The organism is Streptomyces griseoflavus, assembly GCF_014649995.1.
GTDB classification, from domain to species: domain Bacteria; phylum Actinomycetota; class Actinomycetes; order Streptomycetales; family Streptomycetaceae; genus Streptomyces; species Streptomyces griseoflavus.
The window spans coordinates 236,696-251,058 of sequence record NZ_BMUC01000004.1; the positions used below are offsets into that span (position 1 = coordinate 236,696).

A 14,363-nucleotide genomic window follows, 5' to 3' on the forward strand; every position below is an offset into this window, starting at 1 on the left:
CCCGACGGCTCGCAGCGGGACGAACGTACGCGGAAGAGGTGGTGCCGCGACGGACGGTTGTCCATCACGCCACCAAAAGGGGTGAACGGGCGTAACCTTCCCGCGCGGGACGCGTTCGTGACGTCGGGCGTCAGCGTGCGATCAGGTGATGATCAGGCGTTGGGATAGGCCCACGGGTTGGGGCGGCAGCTGATCCCGTCGTGGTCGAGGAACTTGGTCTGCTGCTGCATCACCGGGGCGAGGTCGCCGTCCTTGTCGCAGGTGACGTGGTTGTGGCCGAGGCGGTGGCCGATCTCGTGGTTGATCAGCATCTGGCGGTAGGCGTGGATCTCGTCGCCGTAGGTCTCGGACCCCTGCGCCCACCGGTACGCGTTGATCATCACGCGGTCGGTGGCCGCGGAGTCGCAGGAGACGTTGTCCTCGGTCGTGTCCAGGCCCGACTTGGCGCACCAGTCGGCGGTCGTGCGGGGACTGGCGAGGGTGATCACCCAGTCGACACGGCCGGAGTGGACGCGCTCGAAGGTCCGGGCACCGTTGTGCGCCCAGCTGCGGTCGTCGTTGAGCGTCCTGTGCACGGCGTCGGCGAAGAGCTCGCCGTCGAGGCCGAGCCCCTGCTCCACGTCCACGCGGTAGGTGATCCGCTGTCCCTTGCCGGGCGCCTTGTCGATGCCGGGGATCGCGTCGAACTTCCCGCTGCCCGCGCGCGTCGCGGCCAACGGGTACGTCCTGTCCATCTTCTGCTCGTACGTCAACGGCTCGGCGGAGGGCACGGCGGGTGTCTCCCGCTCGTCACCGCGCGAGGCGGAGCCCCGGACGTCACGGGCCTGTTCGCCGGCGGGCCTGGCCTGCGCGCCGGAGGCGTCGTGCTCCTCGGTGACCTGGCCGGCCACGACGACCGCCAGCACCGTGGTGACGGCGGCGGCCGCGATCCCGGTGAACGCGCGCCCCTTGCCGCCCCTGGCCGGCGCGGGCTCGCCGGCCGGCGGCTCGTGACCGTCCTCCGCGTCGGCACGGGCGCCGGCGGCCGGGAGGTCGTCCCGGCCGGTGAGGGTGGCACGGGCGCCGGCGGAGTGCGGTGGGCGGGGAGCGGGGACGGGCGTGCGCGGGGTGAAGAGGTCGACGTCGTCACCGAAGGCGTCCAGGTAGTCCTGGCGCGGGCCGTGCGGGTCCCGGAGGTCTCCCTGCGGCGCCTGCCGCTGTCCCGGGAGCACGGCACCCCGCCCGGCGGCCGGCGGACCGTATCCGGTCCCGCCGGTCGTCCGGCCGTTCAACGTGCCCCAGCCGCCCCCGGGTTCCCGCTGCTCGGGGTGTCCGCCGCGGGCCCGGGGGACACCGTGCGCGGGAGTGCCGTCGGGCAGCAGGGGAATTCCGCGCGCGGGGGTACCGTCGGGCGGCCTCGGAACGCTCCGCGGCGGGGTCCCGTCGGGGTGTCGCGGCACGCCGTGCGCCGGTGTTCCGTCCGGGAGGCGGGGGAAGCCGTACGCCGGCGTTCCCTGCGGGGTCCATCCGTCCGGCAGGCGCGGCACTCCGTGCGCCGGCGTCCCGTCGGGGAAGCGCGGTACGCCCCCGGCAGGGGTCCCGTACCCCTGGGTGCCGCCCGTGGCGGGCCGGCCCGGCTGCTGGAGCGGCCCCTGGGCCGGTGGAGCCGGAGGCGTCCGGCGCCGGCCGGCGCGGGTGTCCCGGCGGTCGTCGCCGTCGTCCCGGCCCTCGCGGGCCCTGCGTGCCGCGGTGGTGTCGGCGGTGTCGCCCTTGGGGGCGGGTCCACGACGGCTGTGGCGTCCCACGTCGCGCCTCAGCCCCTCTTGTCGTCTGCGGTGGATCCGCCACCGGTGGCGGGCGGACCCGGAGCGCGCCGCGCTCCCGGCTGCCCAGTATCCCCCTCATCGGCAGAATCCGTTGCCTGCATGAGGAGTTCACGGAAGGCGAGCGCCACGGTCTCGGGGTATTCCATCATCGCCACGTGCCCCGCGTCCGGGAGGGTCAGCAGCCGGGAGCCGCGGAAGGCGCGCGCCGACCGCTGCGCCATCCGGAACCCGACGAGCTGGTCCCGGCCGCCGTAGACGAGCAGCGTCGGCGCGAGCACCCGCTCGGCCTGGCGCCACAGTCCCTGCTGGCCACCGAGGGTGTACGCGTTGACGAGTCCGCGCGCCGAGCGCGCCATCGCGTCCCAGAAATACGGCAGCCGCAGCCGCCGCTCCATCTCCAGCACGGCGTTGCGGAAGCCCTCCGGCGACACCCGCGCGGGGTCTCCGTAACAGAGCTTCAGCACTCCGCGGACCCGCTGTTCCGCGGTCCACTCCCGCGTGAGGCGGGTGAACAGCAGTGCGATCCCGGGGAGCGCCAGCAGTCCCGTGGGGACGGCGGTGCGCTGCACCCGCAGCTCGGGCAGGGCGGGCGACACGAGGGTGAGGGTGCGGACGAGATCGGGGCGCACGGCGGCGACCCGGGTGGTGACCGCGCCGCCCAGCGAGTTGCCGAAGAGGTGGACCGGGCCCCGGCCGGTGGACTCGACATAGCGGATCACCGCGCGGGCGTGCGCGGTGACCGAGTAGTCGCCGTCGTCCGGCGGCGGGGAGTTGCCGAAGCCGGGCAGGTCCACGGCCTCGCTGTCGACGACGTCGTGCAGCAGGGGCATGAGGGCCGACCAGTTCAGCGAGGAGCCGCCGAGTCCGTGGACGTAGAGCGCCGGGGGGAGGCCCTCCCGCGCGGGCGGCCTCGACCGCACCGAGAGCGTGACGCCGGGCAGTTCCACCGACCTGAGGCGCTCGCCGTCGGCGACCCTGACGTCCGCGACCTCGGGCAGCAGGTTGGCGGGCGGCACGGACGGCAGCTCGGGCGAAGACATGCGGCAATGTTACGAGACGATCACGTATTGGCTCACGTGTTCGGCGTCACAGAACGCTCCCGCCCCGCGCGCGTCGGGGCGCGTGCCCCGGCGCACCGGCGTGCGCGCCCTGTCACGTCCCGGTCGCGGATCGCATGGCATCCGGATCGGGTGTCTCCTAGGCTCGGGAAGAGGGCACCCGTGAGTGGCCCCTGCATCCTCAGGGACATCCGTAGGAAGGGAGCCCAGCATGGCCGTAGACCCGACCGACCCCGAGACGTTCGCGGAGGACGAGGACGTGTCCGAGGGCCAGGAGCACGACGTCGAGGCGCCCGAGGTGGACGCCGCCGAGCAGCAGGCCGAGGTCGCCCCGGACCGTGACGACCCGCTGACCGGCGTCGACCCGGACCGCGGGAACGAGGCGGACCTGGTGGAACAGGCCCGGGTCGTCTCCCTCGACGAGGACGACTACCGGTGAGGAGCACGCCTGCCAGGACGCCTGCGAGCGACGAGGGGACCACTCTTGCCCGCTCTGACAGCTTTTGAAACCATCCGTACGGCTTTCGCCTCCGTCCGGTCCGTGAAATTCTGCACTCTCGCCGCGCACACCACGGTTACCGAAAAGTACGATGGCGGCGCGGCTCACTCCGCACAGGGACGACAATGGGAGGCGGCGTGACAGCCATCGAGCAGACGGACGCGGTACGCCCGAGGGGTACACGCCTGCCGCGCCGTGCCCGGCGGAACCAGTTGCTGGGCGCCGCCCAGGAGGTTTTCGTCGCGCAGGGTTACCACGCGGCGGCGATGGACGACATCGCCGAGCGTGCCGGTGTCAGCAAGCCGGTGCTGTACCAGCACTTCCCCGGCAAGCTCGACCTCTATCTGGCCCTGCTGGACCAGCACTGCGAGGCGCTGATCCAGTCGGTGCGCCAGGCGCTGGCGTCGACGTCGGACAACAAGCAGCGCGTCCGGGCGACCATGGACGCCTACTTCGCGTACGTGGAGGACGACGGCGGCGCGTTCCGCCTGGTGTTCGAGTCGGACCTGACGAACGAGCCCGCCGTGCGCGAGCGGGTCGACAAGGTGACCAACGAGTGCGCGGAGGCGATCTGCGACGTCATCGCCGAGGACACCGGGCTGTCGCGTGCGGAGTCGATGCTGCTGGCCTCGGGGCTCGGCGGTCTCGCCCAGGTGGTGGCGCGGTCCTGGCTGCACAGCGACCGCAGCGTGCCGCGCGACCAGGCGGTGCAGCTGCTGACCTCGCTGGCCTGGCGGGGCATCGCCGGATTCCCGCTGCACGGGATCGACCAGCAGCACTGACGGCGCCGGCGGGCGTTTGTTCCCGTCGGCTGTTCGCTCCTGGCGTGGCCGGGCGCGGCATGCAGGTCCCCTCACCGGGCTAATGTGTGCTGGTACGGCGCGGAAGGTCGCGCACTCACTGACCGTCGGAGGGACATAGCCGTGGAGGTCAAGATCGGCGTGCAGCACGCGCCCCGCGAGATCGTTCTGGAGAGCGGTCAGAGCGCCGAGGAGGTCGAGCGTGTGGTGGCCGAGGCGCTGGCCGGCAAGTCGCAGCTGCTGAGCCTCGTGGACGAGCACGGCCGCAAGATCCTGGTCCCGGCCGACCGTCTCGCGTACGTCGAGATCGGCGAGCCGGCCCCCCGCAAGGTGGGCTTCGGCGCGCTGTAGGCGACGACCGGAGGCAGAGCGAAGGGCCCGGCGGTTCCGTACCGCCGGGCCCTTCCGCGTTCCCCGCGAGGGGGCACGGGTCCCCCGCAGGGGTGGATTGGATTCCGCAGGTCAGGGGTAGGACGGGCTACGACCGATGTGAGCACGCCGGCCATGTGGGAGGGACCCCAGCATGCTCTTGGAAGCGCTCAGCTCCGCGATCCTCGGCCTGACCCTGGCGTGGGTGGCGTATCAGCGCCTGCCGCACCGTCTGCCCGCCCGCACCCTGGTCCTGCCGACCGGCGTGGCCGGAGCGCTGTCCGGTGCCTTCGTCATGAACACCGCGCTGGACGCCGGGAGCTTCCTGACGATACTGCTCGGTGCGGCGATCGTGTCCGTGGCGTCGCTGTCGCTGCTGCTGCGCCCCGCGGGAAGACTGCGCCGCCGATCGGCGACCGCCTGACCGGCCGCCGGGGGCGGCGCCGGGGGTGATCCGGGCACCGCGCGTGCCGGGGCTCCCTCAGGCCGCCAGTCCCAGGGCCGCCATCCGCTTGGTGTGCGCCTCGGTGATCCGGGAGAACATCTTGCCGACCTCGGCCAGGTCGAAGCCGTCCGCCACCCCGCCCACCAGCATCGTCGACAGCGCGTCCCGGTCCGCGACCACCCGCTGGGACTGCGAGAGCGCCTCGCCCATCAGCCGCCGCGCCCACAGAGCGAGCCGTCCGCCGACGCGCGGGTCCGCGTCGATCGCCGCGCGCACCTTCTCCACGGCGAAGCCGCCGTGCCCCGTGTCGTCGAGCACGGCCAGCACCAGGGCGCGGCTGTCGGAGTCCAGCCGGGCCGCGACCTCCCGGTAGAAGTCACTGGCGATGGAGTCGCCGACATAGGCCTTGACCAGGCCCTCCAGCCAGTCGGAGGGAGCCGTCTGCTTGTGGAAGCCGTCGTAGGCGGCGACGAAGGGCTCCATGGCGAGGGTCGGTTCCTCACCGATCTCGGCGAGCCGGTCGCGCAACCGCTCGAAGTGGTGGAACTCGGCCGAGGCCATCTTCGCCAGCTCCGCCTTGTCCGCCAGCGTGGGCGCCAGCTTGGCGTCCTCCGCGAGCCGCTCGAACGCCGCCAGTTCGCCGTACGCGAGCGCGCCGAGCAGATCCACGACGGCGGCACGGTACTGGGGGTCGGCGGAGGCGGCCGCCCAGTCCATGGCGGCGACGCCGGTGTGTCCGGCGTTGGTGTCGGGGGTGTCCGCGGCGTTGTCAGGCTTGTCAGAGCTCGTCATGAAGCGCACAATAGCCCGCTTGTCCCACACCGTAGGGTCCCGACCGATCAGTGTGACGACGACTACGTGACCACATCGGCCATGGCGTGTGCGCGAATCCGGGGTATGGTGGTAAGGCGCCTGCTGAGCACTCTGACGTACTCGACGGGCCGCATGTATGAGGATGCCCGGTCGGAGGCCCGATCGGCTCCGACCCGACAGCCTTCTCGGCCGTACGGCACCGTGCGTACGGAATCCGGAGGGACACCTCAGCGGTACGAACGCTCGAGCGTCGGCAGTGGTCCCGTGTCCTTCGGCCCCGCCCTCAAGGCAGCCGACGTCCCCGGCACGGTCCCTACACGACCCCCGCGCTCGCCTCGCACCGCGCACACAGAAGAGGCAGCACCCTGACTACGACGTTCCGAGAGCTCGGAATCCTCCCCGAGACCGCCGAGGCCCTGGAGGCCGTCGGCATCACCACTCCCTTCCCCATTCAGGAGATGACGCTCCCCGTGGCCCTGACGGGCACGGACGTCATCGGCCAGGCCAAGACCGGCACCGGCAAGACGCTGGGCTTCGGCCTCCCGCTCCTCGAGCGCGTCACCGTCCCCGCGGACGTGGAGGCCGGCCGCGCCCGGCCCGAGGACCTCACCGACACCCCGCAGGCGCTGGTGGTCGTCCCCACCCGCGAGCTGTGCACGCAGGTCACCAACGACCTGCTCACCGCCGGCAAGGTGCGCAACGTGCGCGTCACGGCGATCTACGGCGGCCGGGCCTACGAGCCTCAGGTCGAGGCCCTGAAGAAGGGCGTCGACGTGGTCGTCGGCACCCCGGGCCGACTGCTCGACCTCGCGGGCCAGAAGAAGCTGAACCTGAAGGACGTGAAGGCGCTCGTCCTCGACGAGGCCGACGAGATGCTCGACCTGGGCTTCCTGCCCGACGTCGAGAAGATCATCAACATGCTTCCGGTCAGGCGCCAGACGATGCTGTTCTCGGCCACCATGCCGGGCGCGGTGATCGGACTGGCCCGGCGCTACATGTCGCAGCCGACGCACATCCGCGCCACGACGCCGGACGACGAGGGCGCCACGGTCGCGAACACGACGCAATTCGTCTACCGCGCCCACAACATGGACAAGCCCGAGATGGTCGCGCGGATACTGCAGGCCGACGGCCGCGGCCTGGTCATGGTCTTCTGCCGCACCAAGCGCACCGCCGCCGACCTCGCCGACCAGCTCAAGCAGCGCGGCTTCGCCTCCGGCGCGGTCCACGGCGACCTCGGCCAGGGTGCCCGTGAGCAGGCGCTGCGCGCGTTCCGCAACGGCAAGGTGGACGTGCTCGTCTGCACCGACGTCGCCGCCCGCGGTATCGACGTCGAGGGCGTCACCCACGTCATCAACTACCAGTCCCCCGAGGAAGAGAAGACGTACCTGCACCGCATCGGCCGTACCGGCCGCGCGGGCGCGAAGGGTACGGCGATCACGCTGGTCGACTGGGACGACATCCCGCGCTGGCAGCTCATCAACAAGGCACTGGACCTGGGCTTCAGCGACCCGCCGGAGACGTACTCCACCTCGCCGCACCTGTTCACGGACCTGGGCATCCCCGAGGGCACCAAGGGCATCCTGCCGCGCTCGGAGCGCACCCGTGCCGGGCTGGACGCGGAGGAGCTGGAGGACCTGGGCGAGCCGGGCGGCCGCGCACCGCGCGGGCGTGGTGGCCGGGACGGCGGGCGAGGCGGCCGGGACGGACGCGGAGACTCGCGTCACGAGGAGCGGGAGAGTGCCCCGCGCACGCCGCGGCGCCGCCGCCGCACGCGAGGCGGCACGCCGCTGGGCGAGGCGGCCCAGCAGCCCGCGGGCCCGGTCGCCGAAGGCTCCGGCGAGGCGGAGACCGACACGGCCGCACGCACCCCGCGCCGTCGTCGCCGCACGCGCGGCGGCGCCGCGTCCGGGGCGCCGTCGGCGAGCCCGGTGGAGTCCGTGGAGGCGGCGGAGTCGGCTGTCGGCACGGCCGAGGGCACGGTGGACGCCGCCGAGGCGCCCGCCAAGCCGCGCCGTCGCCGGACCCGCAGGTCCGCGGAGCCGGTGACGGTGGACACGGTGACGTCCGTCGACCCGTCCCCGGCCGAGGAGACCGCGGTGGCTGTCGCGGCCCCGGTCGCCACGGAGCCCGAGGCGCCGGCCGCGGAGCCCGAGGCCCCGGCCGCGGAGCCGAGCCGCCGCCGTACCCGCACGACGGCCGTGAAGGCCGAGACGGTCGTCGACACCGCCGAGGCGGCGGAGACCAAGCCGCGCCGCACCCGCAAGACCGCCGCGAAGGCCGAGACGGTGCTCGACACCGCCGAGGCGAACGCCGAGCCGGCCGAAGCCGTCGAGGCCAAGCCGCGCCGCACCCGCAAGACGGCGGCGAAGGCCGAGACGGTCGTCGACACCGCCGAGGCGAAGGCCGAGGCGGCGGAGGCCAAGCCGCGCCGCACCCGGAAGACCGCTGCCGCGAAGGCCGAGGAGGCCGTCGACACCGCCGAGGCCAAGCCCCGGCGCACGCGGAAGACGGCGGCCACCGCCGGCGACACGGCCGAGGCCGCCGAGGCCAGGCCGCGCCGCACCCGCAAGGCCGCCGAGGCCGTGGAGCCGGCCGTCGCCGTCGAGATCCCGGCGCAGACGGCGCCGGAGGCCGAAGAGGCGGAGGCCAAGCCGCGCCGCACCCGCAAGACGGCCGCCAAGAAGGCGGAGGCCGCCGTGGACACCGCCGAGGCCAAGCCCCGGCGCACGCGCAAGACGGCAGCCGCCACCGCCGCCGGCGACACGGCCGAGGCCGCCGAGGCCAAGCCGCGCCGCACCCGCAAGGCCGCCGCCGACATCCCCGCGCAGTCCGCGCCGGAGACGGAGGCCGCCGAGGAGGCGAAGCCCAAGGCCCGCCGTACCCGGAAGGCCACGGCCGCCGCGGAACCCGCGGAGAGCTGACGCACCCGCGCCGACGGCCCGGTCCCCCTCGCGGGGGCCGGGCCGTCGGCATGTCCGCTCCCCCACTCGCCCACCCGCGCGGCGCCGGCCGAGGGCGGCGACTACCCTCGCCCACGTGACCAGCCACTCCGCGCCCGCCCCGACCTCCGGCGCACGCCGACTGCGCACCGACCGCGGTGAGTTCGCCGTCGTGGACGTGCCCCCCGCCCCGGGGGCCACGGCCCGCGGGACCGTCCTGCTGCTGCCCGGGTACACCGGCAGCAAGGAGGACTTCGCGCTGGTGCACGAGCCGCTCGCCGCGCGCGGCTATCGCACCGTCGCCGTGGACGGGCGGGGGCAGTACGAGTCGGACGGACCCGCCGACGACGAATCCGCTTACGCGCAGGAGGAGTTGGCGCGGGACGTGCTCGCGCAGGCGGCGGCGCTCGACGCGCCCGTGCATCTCGTCGGGCACTCGCTCGGCGGCCAGATCGCCCGGGCCGCCGTCCTCCTCGACCCCTCACCCTTCCGCTCCCTCACCCTCGTCTCCTCGGGGCCGGCGCGGATCTCCGTCTCCCAGGAGCAGCGGGTGAGGCTGCTCCGGGACGCTCTCGCGGTGATGTCGATGGCGGAGTGCTGGGAGGCGATCCTCGCCATGGGCCCGCCGGAGGAGGTCGGCGGCCCGGCCCGCGGGATCGGAGGCCAGGAGTGGCTGAGGGAACGCTGGTTGGGCACCAAGCCCGCGCAACTGCTGGCTACAGGACGCCAGTTGTGCGCGGAGCCGGACCGTGTCGCCGAACTGGCGTCCGTACCGCTGCCGTTCCATGTCCTGTCAGGCGCGCGCGACGACACCTGGCCGGTGCCGGACCTCGACGGGATGGCCCGCCGGCTGGGCGCGCACCGTACGGTCGTCGACGGGGCCGAGCACTCACCCGCCGTCGACCGGCCCGCGCCGACCGCCCGCGCGCTCGCCGACTTCTGGGACGCCTCCCGCTAGCACTGGGCCTGGAGGTGGGCCCAGAAGCCGTCGCGCAGGGACCGGCGCAGGTCGGCCTGGCCGCGCAGGGAGTACTGCAGCAGGCTCTCCGCCTCCACCAGCAGGTCCTGGTCGACGGACCCGGGCAGGTAGGGGTGGCCGGGGAGGAGTTCCGCCATGGCTTCCCGGCCGCGTACGACCAGCCACTTCGCGGCGATCTGCGCGCCGACGAACCGGACGTCCTCGCGGGTGGGCCGGCCCGTGGCGGCCTCGTACGCCGGTGCGGTGCGCCGGGAGACGTAGGGCTTGAAGAAGTCGAGGTCGAGGGTGCGCTGGCTGTCGACCTCCCAGAGCAGCGGCTCCGCCTGGTTGCGCCCCTCTGGCGCCTCGATGCCCCAGAGGTGGACCCGTGCGCCGTATCCCTGCGCCGCCTCGACGGCCGAGACGAGGTCCTCGTCGCCGCCGAGCAGGGCCGCGTCGCTGATGGCGCGGTGCCGGGCCAGTGACTCCAGGTCGGTGCGGATCAGGCTGTCGACGCCCTTCTGCTGGTTGTTGGCGTTGAGGTTGCCGAGGCGGACCTTGACGTCGGGGAGTTCGGCGATGGTCTGCTGCTCGGCGGTGTGGATGCGGCGCCTGGCCCCGTCGTACCAGTAGACGCGCAGCAGCCTGCTGTCGGCGAAGACGGTGCGGGCCCGGTCGATGAGCGCGTCGATGAGTCCCTCGGCGTCGAGGTCGAAGGCCCGGCGGTCCTCCGTCCCGGCCACGAGCCGGCCCGCGGCGGCGTACAGGTACCCGGCGTCGACGAAGATCGCATGGGTCGAGGGTGTCTTCGCCACCTCGGCGAGCATCCGCTGAAGCAGTTCGTTCGTGCGGTCGATACGGGCGTGCAGGGCCGCGAGGTCGTCGTTCATCACGTCCATTGTCCCGGTGGTCACGCTATGAACACAACCGGTCCCGGTCGGTCCCCTTCGAAACGAAACCCTTACTCGTCAGTATTTAGTCGATCGAACATTTTCTTTAGCGTAGGGAATGTTTGCACCACGCATCCCGTTGAACCGTTCAGAGAACACGGGCCCGGAGGCCCGTGGGCCGCCCCACCGAGTAGTTCTCCTCCAGGAGGATGACCAGACGAAGGGAGAAGCCCTATGCGCTTCGAAATCATGCGACTCGACGACGTCGACGGCACACCCGTGGACTCGACCGTCGTGGACGCCGCCTCCGTCAACAGCATCGTGCAGCAGGCCGCCGCCATCGGACAGCGCCTGTGGATCCGCCCGGCCGACACACCGGCCTCGTAACGCCCGTCGCGCGCGGACACCGGCCACACGGGCCGGGACCCGGTACGCACCGCGGAGCCCCCGTACCGCCAACGGTACGGGGGCTCCGTGCGTTCACCGCGCCGGTGCGGCGATCAGGCGCCCTGGATCACCTGGGTGACGCCGTTGATGATCTGCTGCACCGCGATCGCGGACAGCATCATGCCCGCCAGGCGCGTCACCAGGACCACTCCCCCGTCCTTGATGACGCGGATGATCAGCAGCGAGTAGCGCATCACCAGCCACAGCACGACGTGGATGGCGAGGATCGCCGACCACACCGAGATCTGCCCGGTGACGCCGTCGGCCTTCTGCACGGCCAGGATGACCGACACGATCGCGCCCGGCCCGGCGAGCAGCGGCATGCCCAGCGGGACGAGCGCGACGTTGACGTCCTTGGTCTGCTGCGGCTCGTCGGTCTTGCCGGTGAGCAGGTCGAGGGCGATCAGCAGGAGGAGCAGCCCGCCCGCGATCATCAGCGCCGGCACCGAGACGTGCAGGTAGGCGAGGATCTGATGGCCGAGCAGCCCGAACACGGTGATCACGCCACCGGCCACGCAGACGGCCTGGAAGGCCATCCGCTTCTGCACCTTGGCGGGCCGGCCCGCGGTCAGGGCGAGGAAGATCGGGGTGATCCCCGGGGGGTCCATGATGACGAACAGGGTCAGGAACAGAGAGCCGAAGACGGCGATGTCGAGCATGACTGCCTTGCTGAGGAAACGGTGAAGGGCGCACGGGGGCGCATGGGGCGGTACGCACGCGTGCGACGGTGCCCGCGTACGGGAAAGGGGTGGGTCGGGAGGGTGAGGAGCCGGACCCGGGCGCGTCGGCGCCGTGTCCGGGAGGGAAGCCTCAGACTCCTCCGGCCCCCGGCACCGGGAACGCCCCGGTCGCACGGCGCGTGATCTCGCCGTAGACCTCGGGGTCGGTGGTGAACTCGCCGAGGACGCAGGACTTGCGGCTGCCGTGGTAGTCGCTGGAGCCGGTGACCAGGAGCCCCAGTTCCTTGGCCAGGCCGCGCAGCCGGGCCCGGGTGTCGGGGTCGTGGTCCATGTGGTCGACCTCGATGCCGTCGAGTCCGGCCTCGGCCAGCGCGACGACGGCGGACTCCGGCACGGTCCGGCCGCGCTTGGTCGCGGCCGGGTGCGCGAAGACGGCGACCCCGCCCGCGTTCTTGACCAGCCGCAGGGCCTCGAAGGGGTCGGTCTCGTGCTTCTCCATGTGCGCGCGGCCGCCGTCGGCCAGCCATTCCTGGGTGAAGGCGTCGTTCACGCTCGGCACGACCCCCAGGTCGACGAGCGCGGAGGCCACGTGCGGGCGTCCCACCGAGCCGCCCCCGGCGATCCTCGCGACCTGCTCCCAGGTGACCGGCACACCCAGCGCGTTCAGCTTGGCGATCATGCCCTTGGCACGGGGCACCCGGTCGTCCCGGACGAGCTCGCGCTCGGCGAGCAGCGCGGGCTCCTCGGGGTCGAAGAGGTAGGCCAGCATGTGCATGCTGATGCCGTCGAGCCGGCAGGAGAGCTCGGCTCCGGTGACCAGCGTCAGTCCCGCCGGCAGCGCGGCGAGCGCCTCGGCGTGCCCGCGGGTGGTGTCGTGGTCGGTCAGCGCGACGACGTCCAGACCGGCGGCGGCCGCCTTGCGGACCAGGTCGGCGGGCGTGTCCGTACCGTCGGACGCGGTGGAGTGGGTGTGCAGGTCGATACGCACGACGCGTTACTCCAAGCGGTGTCGGACGGACGGGGACGCTTCAGGATAACCGGATTCCCGACCTCCCCCGTCATACCCGAACCCGCTCCGCGCCCCCTACCGGCTTCCCTGCCACCGACCGCTCCGGCGCGGTCCGGAGCGCCTACGCCTCCAGCAGGCGGGGGGAGAGCGCCCCGCAGGGCACCAGTTCCACCTCGGCGCCGGCGTCGCGCAGGTCGGTCAGGACCAGCTCGTCGTACATCAGCATCCCGGACTGCTCCGGCCACACCACCGCCCACAGCCACATGCCGAGCGCCTCGCCGGCGAAGACGGCGCGGTCGTCGGGCGTCCTGGAGACGTGCCAGAGCGGGGTCGGCCGGCCGGCGGCCAGCACCTTCGCCTGGGCCGGCTTCTCGACGTTCATGTACGGGCCCGGGTCCGGGCCCTCGGTGCCCGCGTACCGCGCGCCGAGGCCGACGCCGAGTTCCTCGGCGACCAGGATCAGCTCGCCCATGCCGCCGAGCGGTCCCGGACCGGTGCAGGCGACGGCGGTCGCCCGGCCCCCGCTGCGGTCGTCGCCCGCGCTGGCCACCCCCGTGAAGAGCCAGCCGACCGGCAGCGGCCACGGCATCCACACCGGCACCCTGGTGCGGTGCACCACGACCTCCAGGGCCTCGACGCTCGGCGGTATCACGGGCTGCATCGGGTGCACGGTGCCGTGTGCGTCGCACTGCCAGGCATCCGAGAAGAGGCCGGGAGCCCTGACCCGGCCACCGCACTTCGGGCAACTGGGTTCGCCCCTCATAGGGCCCCACGGTCCTAGCTCCGCCGCGCCACGTCAAGGACGATCACCCGTCCAGCGCACTCATCTTGTGCGATGAACACCCTCACCGGGGTGATGCGTGCCGGCCGCCGGGCTCAGTCCAGCGAGGCAGACCTGCGGGTCGGGTCGCGCAGGTCCGTGCCCTGGTTCAGCCAGCGCTCCTGGAGGGCCTGGGCGCCGTGCACCCGCTTCCAGGCCGCCTCGTTCGGAGTCATCGGCAGCAGCGGCAGGAACCGGACGGGATCCAGCGGTTCGTCGAGCTCCAGGTCCTCCACCAGACCGCCCGGCTCGGCGACCAGCACCGAGGTGAACGGGGCGCCGGGCCACAGCGGTTCACCCACGTCGAGCGAGGCTCCGGGGGCCACGACCACGCCCTCGACCTGCGGGGACGCGGCCAGGACCGCGAGCGGGCGGAGCACCTTGTCGGTGTCCGCGACGCCGGCCCGCACCGACAGCACCAGCTCGACGCGCGGCCCCTTGACCGGGTCCGCGACCACCGCCGTGGGGTCGGTCATGGGCTGCGCGGACATGCCGAGGGTGGCGTAGCGCGCGATGTCGCCCTCGTGGAAGCGCAGCACCTCGATCCGGTCCGTGCCCAGGAAGGTGACCGCCGCGCGCGCGTCCGGCTCGCCCAGCGCCGTGCGCAGCCGGGCCTCGACCAGAGGAAGAACATCAGCCATGCGGCGAGCATAGAACTCGTCGGTACGGGGCAAAGCGGGGCCTTGACACGGCAGTCGGCTGATACGCTTGCCCGGTGATTCGGACAGCCAGTGGCGTCCGATCGTCCCGAACGCTGTACGACGCTCCCCTGTCGAGGGGAAATCCCCGCAGGGGATCGTGGATCGTCCCTCACGAGGGACCGGCCGG

15 protein-coding genes are annotated in these 14,363 nt (G+C 73.0%); 7 read left to right on the forward strand and 8 right to left on the reverse strand.

The annotated features are described in order from the left end of the window. Positions 1-152 precede the first annotated feature (152 nt). Positions 153-1,784, reverse strand: coding sequence for a DUF3152 domain-containing protein (locus IE172_RS11990; RefSeq protein ID WP_190097154.1), 1,632 nt, complete (start codon positions 1,782-1,784; stop codon positions 153-155). Between the two features lie 8 nt (positions 1,785-1,792). Then, positions 1,793-2,845, reverse strand: coding sequence for an alpha/beta fold hydrolase (locus IE172_RS11995; protein ID WP_190097155.1), 1,053 nt, complete (start codon positions 2,843-2,845; stop codon positions 1,793-1,795). Between the two features lie 229 nt (positions 2,846-3,074). Here IE172_RS11995 and IE172_RS12000 point away from each other — a divergent pair, with 229 nt between their 5' ends. The 4 genes from IE172_RS12000 to IE172_RS12015 all read left to right on the forward strand — a co-directional run bounded on the left by IE172_RS12000 (position 3,075) and on the right by IE172_RS12015 (position 4,955). Beyond that, complete coding sequence (locus IE172_RS12000; RefSeq protein WP_190097156.1) at positions 3,075-3,302, forward strand: Rv3202a family protein; 228 nt, start codon at positions 3,075-3,077, stop codon at positions 3,300-3,302. Positions 3,303-3,499: 197 nt separating this feature from the next. After that, the gene (locus IE172_RS12005) at positions 3,500-4,144 is read left to right on the forward strand and encodes a TetR/AcrR family transcriptional regulator (RefSeq protein WP_190097157.1); all 645 of its coding nucleotides are present in this window, start codon (positions 3,500-3,502) and stop codon (positions 4,142-4,144) included. Positions 4,145-4,285: 141 nt separating this feature from the next. Next, a complete protein-coding gene (locus IE172_RS12010; RefSeq protein WP_019522837.1) occupies positions 4,286-4,513 on the forward strand; it encodes a DUF3107 domain-containing protein in 228 nt (75 codons plus the stop codon). A gap of 172 nt (positions 4,514-4,685) precedes the next feature. Then, positions 4,686-4,955 (forward strand): hypothetical protein, encoded by a 270-nt coding sequence (locus IE172_RS12015; RefSeq protein WP_190097158.1) that lies wholly within the window; start codon positions 4,686-4,688, stop codon positions 4,953-4,955. Positions 4,956-5,012: 57 nt separating this feature from the next. On the opposite strand, the gene IE172_RS12020 is transcribed toward IE172_RS12015, so the two are convergent. Beyond that, positions 5,013-5,768 carry a ferritin-like domain-containing protein gene (locus tag IE172_RS12020; protein WP_190097159.1) on the reverse strand — a complete coding sequence of 252 codons (756 nt, stop codon included), beginning with the start codon at positions 5,766-5,768 and terminating at the stop codon, positions 5,013-5,015. 479 nt (positions 5,769-6,247) lie between these two features. Here IE172_RS12020 and IE172_RS12025 point away from each other — a divergent pair, with 479 nt between their 5' ends. Then, complete coding sequence (locus IE172_RS12025; protein ID WP_190097160.1) at positions 6,248-8,713, forward strand: DEAD/DEAH box helicase; 2,466 nt, start codon at positions 6,248-6,250, stop codon at positions 8,711-8,713. 115 nt (positions 8,714-8,828) lie between these two features. Next, positions 8,829-9,689, forward strand: coding sequence for an alpha/beta fold hydrolase (locus tag IE172_RS12030; protein WP_190097161.1), 861 nt, complete (start codon positions 8,829-8,831; stop codon positions 9,687-9,689). Here IE172_RS12030 and IE172_RS12035 read toward each other — a convergent pair. Then, complete coding sequence (locus tag IE172_RS12035) at positions 9,686-10,579, reverse strand: NYN domain-containing protein (RefSeq protein WP_190097339.1); 894 nt, start codon at positions 10,577-10,579, stop codon at positions 9,686-9,688. The two genes, IE172_RS12030 and IE172_RS12035, sit on opposite strands and share 4 nt — an antisense overlap. 234 nt (positions 10,580-10,813) lie before the next feature. Between IE172_RS12035 and IE172_RS12040 the strand changes: the two genes are divergently transcribed. Further along, complete coding sequence (locus tag IE172_RS12040) at positions 10,814-10,966, forward strand: DUF8834 family protein (protein ID WP_189559336.1); 153 nt, start codon at positions 10,814-10,816, stop codon at positions 10,964-10,966. A gap of 113 nt (positions 10,967-11,079) precedes the next feature. Here the strand turns inward: IE172_RS12040 and IE172_RS12045 are convergent, their stop codons facing one another. The 4 genes from IE172_RS12045 to IE172_RS12060 all read right to left on the reverse strand — a co-directional run bounded on the left by IE172_RS12045 (position 11,080) and on the right by IE172_RS12060 (position 14,176). Continuing rightward, positions 11,080-11,685, reverse strand: a complete 606-nt coding sequence (locus IE172_RS12045) for a MarC family protein (RefSeq protein WP_190097162.1) — start codon at positions 11,683-11,685, stop codon at positions 11,080-11,082. 151 nt (positions 11,686-11,836) lie between these two features. Beyond that, entirely contained in the window at positions 11,837-12,694 is an 858-nt protein-coding gene (locus IE172_RS12050) for a PHP domain-containing protein (protein WP_190097163.1), read from the reverse strand. 142 nt (positions 12,695-12,836) lie between these two features. Then, entirely contained in the window at positions 12,837-13,478 is a 642-nt protein-coding gene (locus IE172_RS12055) for a DUF6758 family protein (protein WP_190097164.1), read from the reverse strand. 113 nt (positions 13,479-13,591) lie between these two features. Then, positions 13,592-14,176, reverse strand: coding sequence for a suppressor of fused domain protein (locus IE172_RS12060; protein WP_190097165.1), 585 nt, complete (start codon positions 14,174-14,176; stop codon positions 13,592-13,594). Positions 14,177-14,363: the final 187 nt, after the last annotated feature.

Excerpts from the sequence above, each read along its gene's own strand:
- IE172_RS11995 (WP_190097155.1), bottom strand. The coding sequence starts at position 2,845 with ATGTCTTCGCCCGAGCTGCCGTCCGTGCCGCCCGCCAACCTGCTGCCC.
- IE172_RS12015 (WP_190097158.1), top strand. The coding sequence starts at position 4,686 with ATGCTCTTGGAAGCGCTCAGCTCCGCGATCCTCGGCCTGACCCTGGCG.
- IE172_RS12045 (WP_190097162.1), bottom strand. The coding sequence starts at position 11,685 with ATGCTCGACATCGCCGTCTTCGGCTCTCTGTTCCTGACCCTGTTCGTC.
- IE172_RS12035 (WP_190097339.1), bottom strand. The coding sequence starts at position 10,579 with ATGAACGACGACCTCGCGGCCCTGCACGCCCGTATCGACCGCACGAAC.
- IE172_RS12040 (WP_189559336.1), top strand. The coding sequence starts at position 10,814 with ATGCGCTTCGAAATCATGCGACTCGACGACGTCGACGGCACACCCGTG.
- IE172_RS12025 (WP_190097160.1), top strand. The coding sequence starts at position 6,248 with ATGACGCTCCCCGTGGCCCTGACGGGCACGGACGTCATCGGCCAGGCC.
- IE172_RS12020 (WP_190097159.1), bottom strand. The coding sequence starts at position 5,768 with ATGACGAGCTCTGACAAGCCTGACAACGCCGCGGACACCCCCGACACC.
- IE172_RS12000 (WP_190097156.1), top strand. The coding sequence starts at position 3,075 with ATGGCCGTAGACCCGACCGACCCCGAGACGTTCGCGGAGGACGAGGAC.
- IE172_RS12055 (WP_190097164.1), bottom strand. The coding sequence starts at position 13,478 with ATGAGGGGCGAACCCAGTTGCCCGAAGTGCGGTGGCCGGGTCAGGGCT.
- IE172_RS12060 (WP_190097165.1), bottom strand. The coding sequence starts at position 14,176 with ATGGCTGATGTTCTTCCTCTGGTCGAGGCCCGGCTGCGCACGGCGCTG.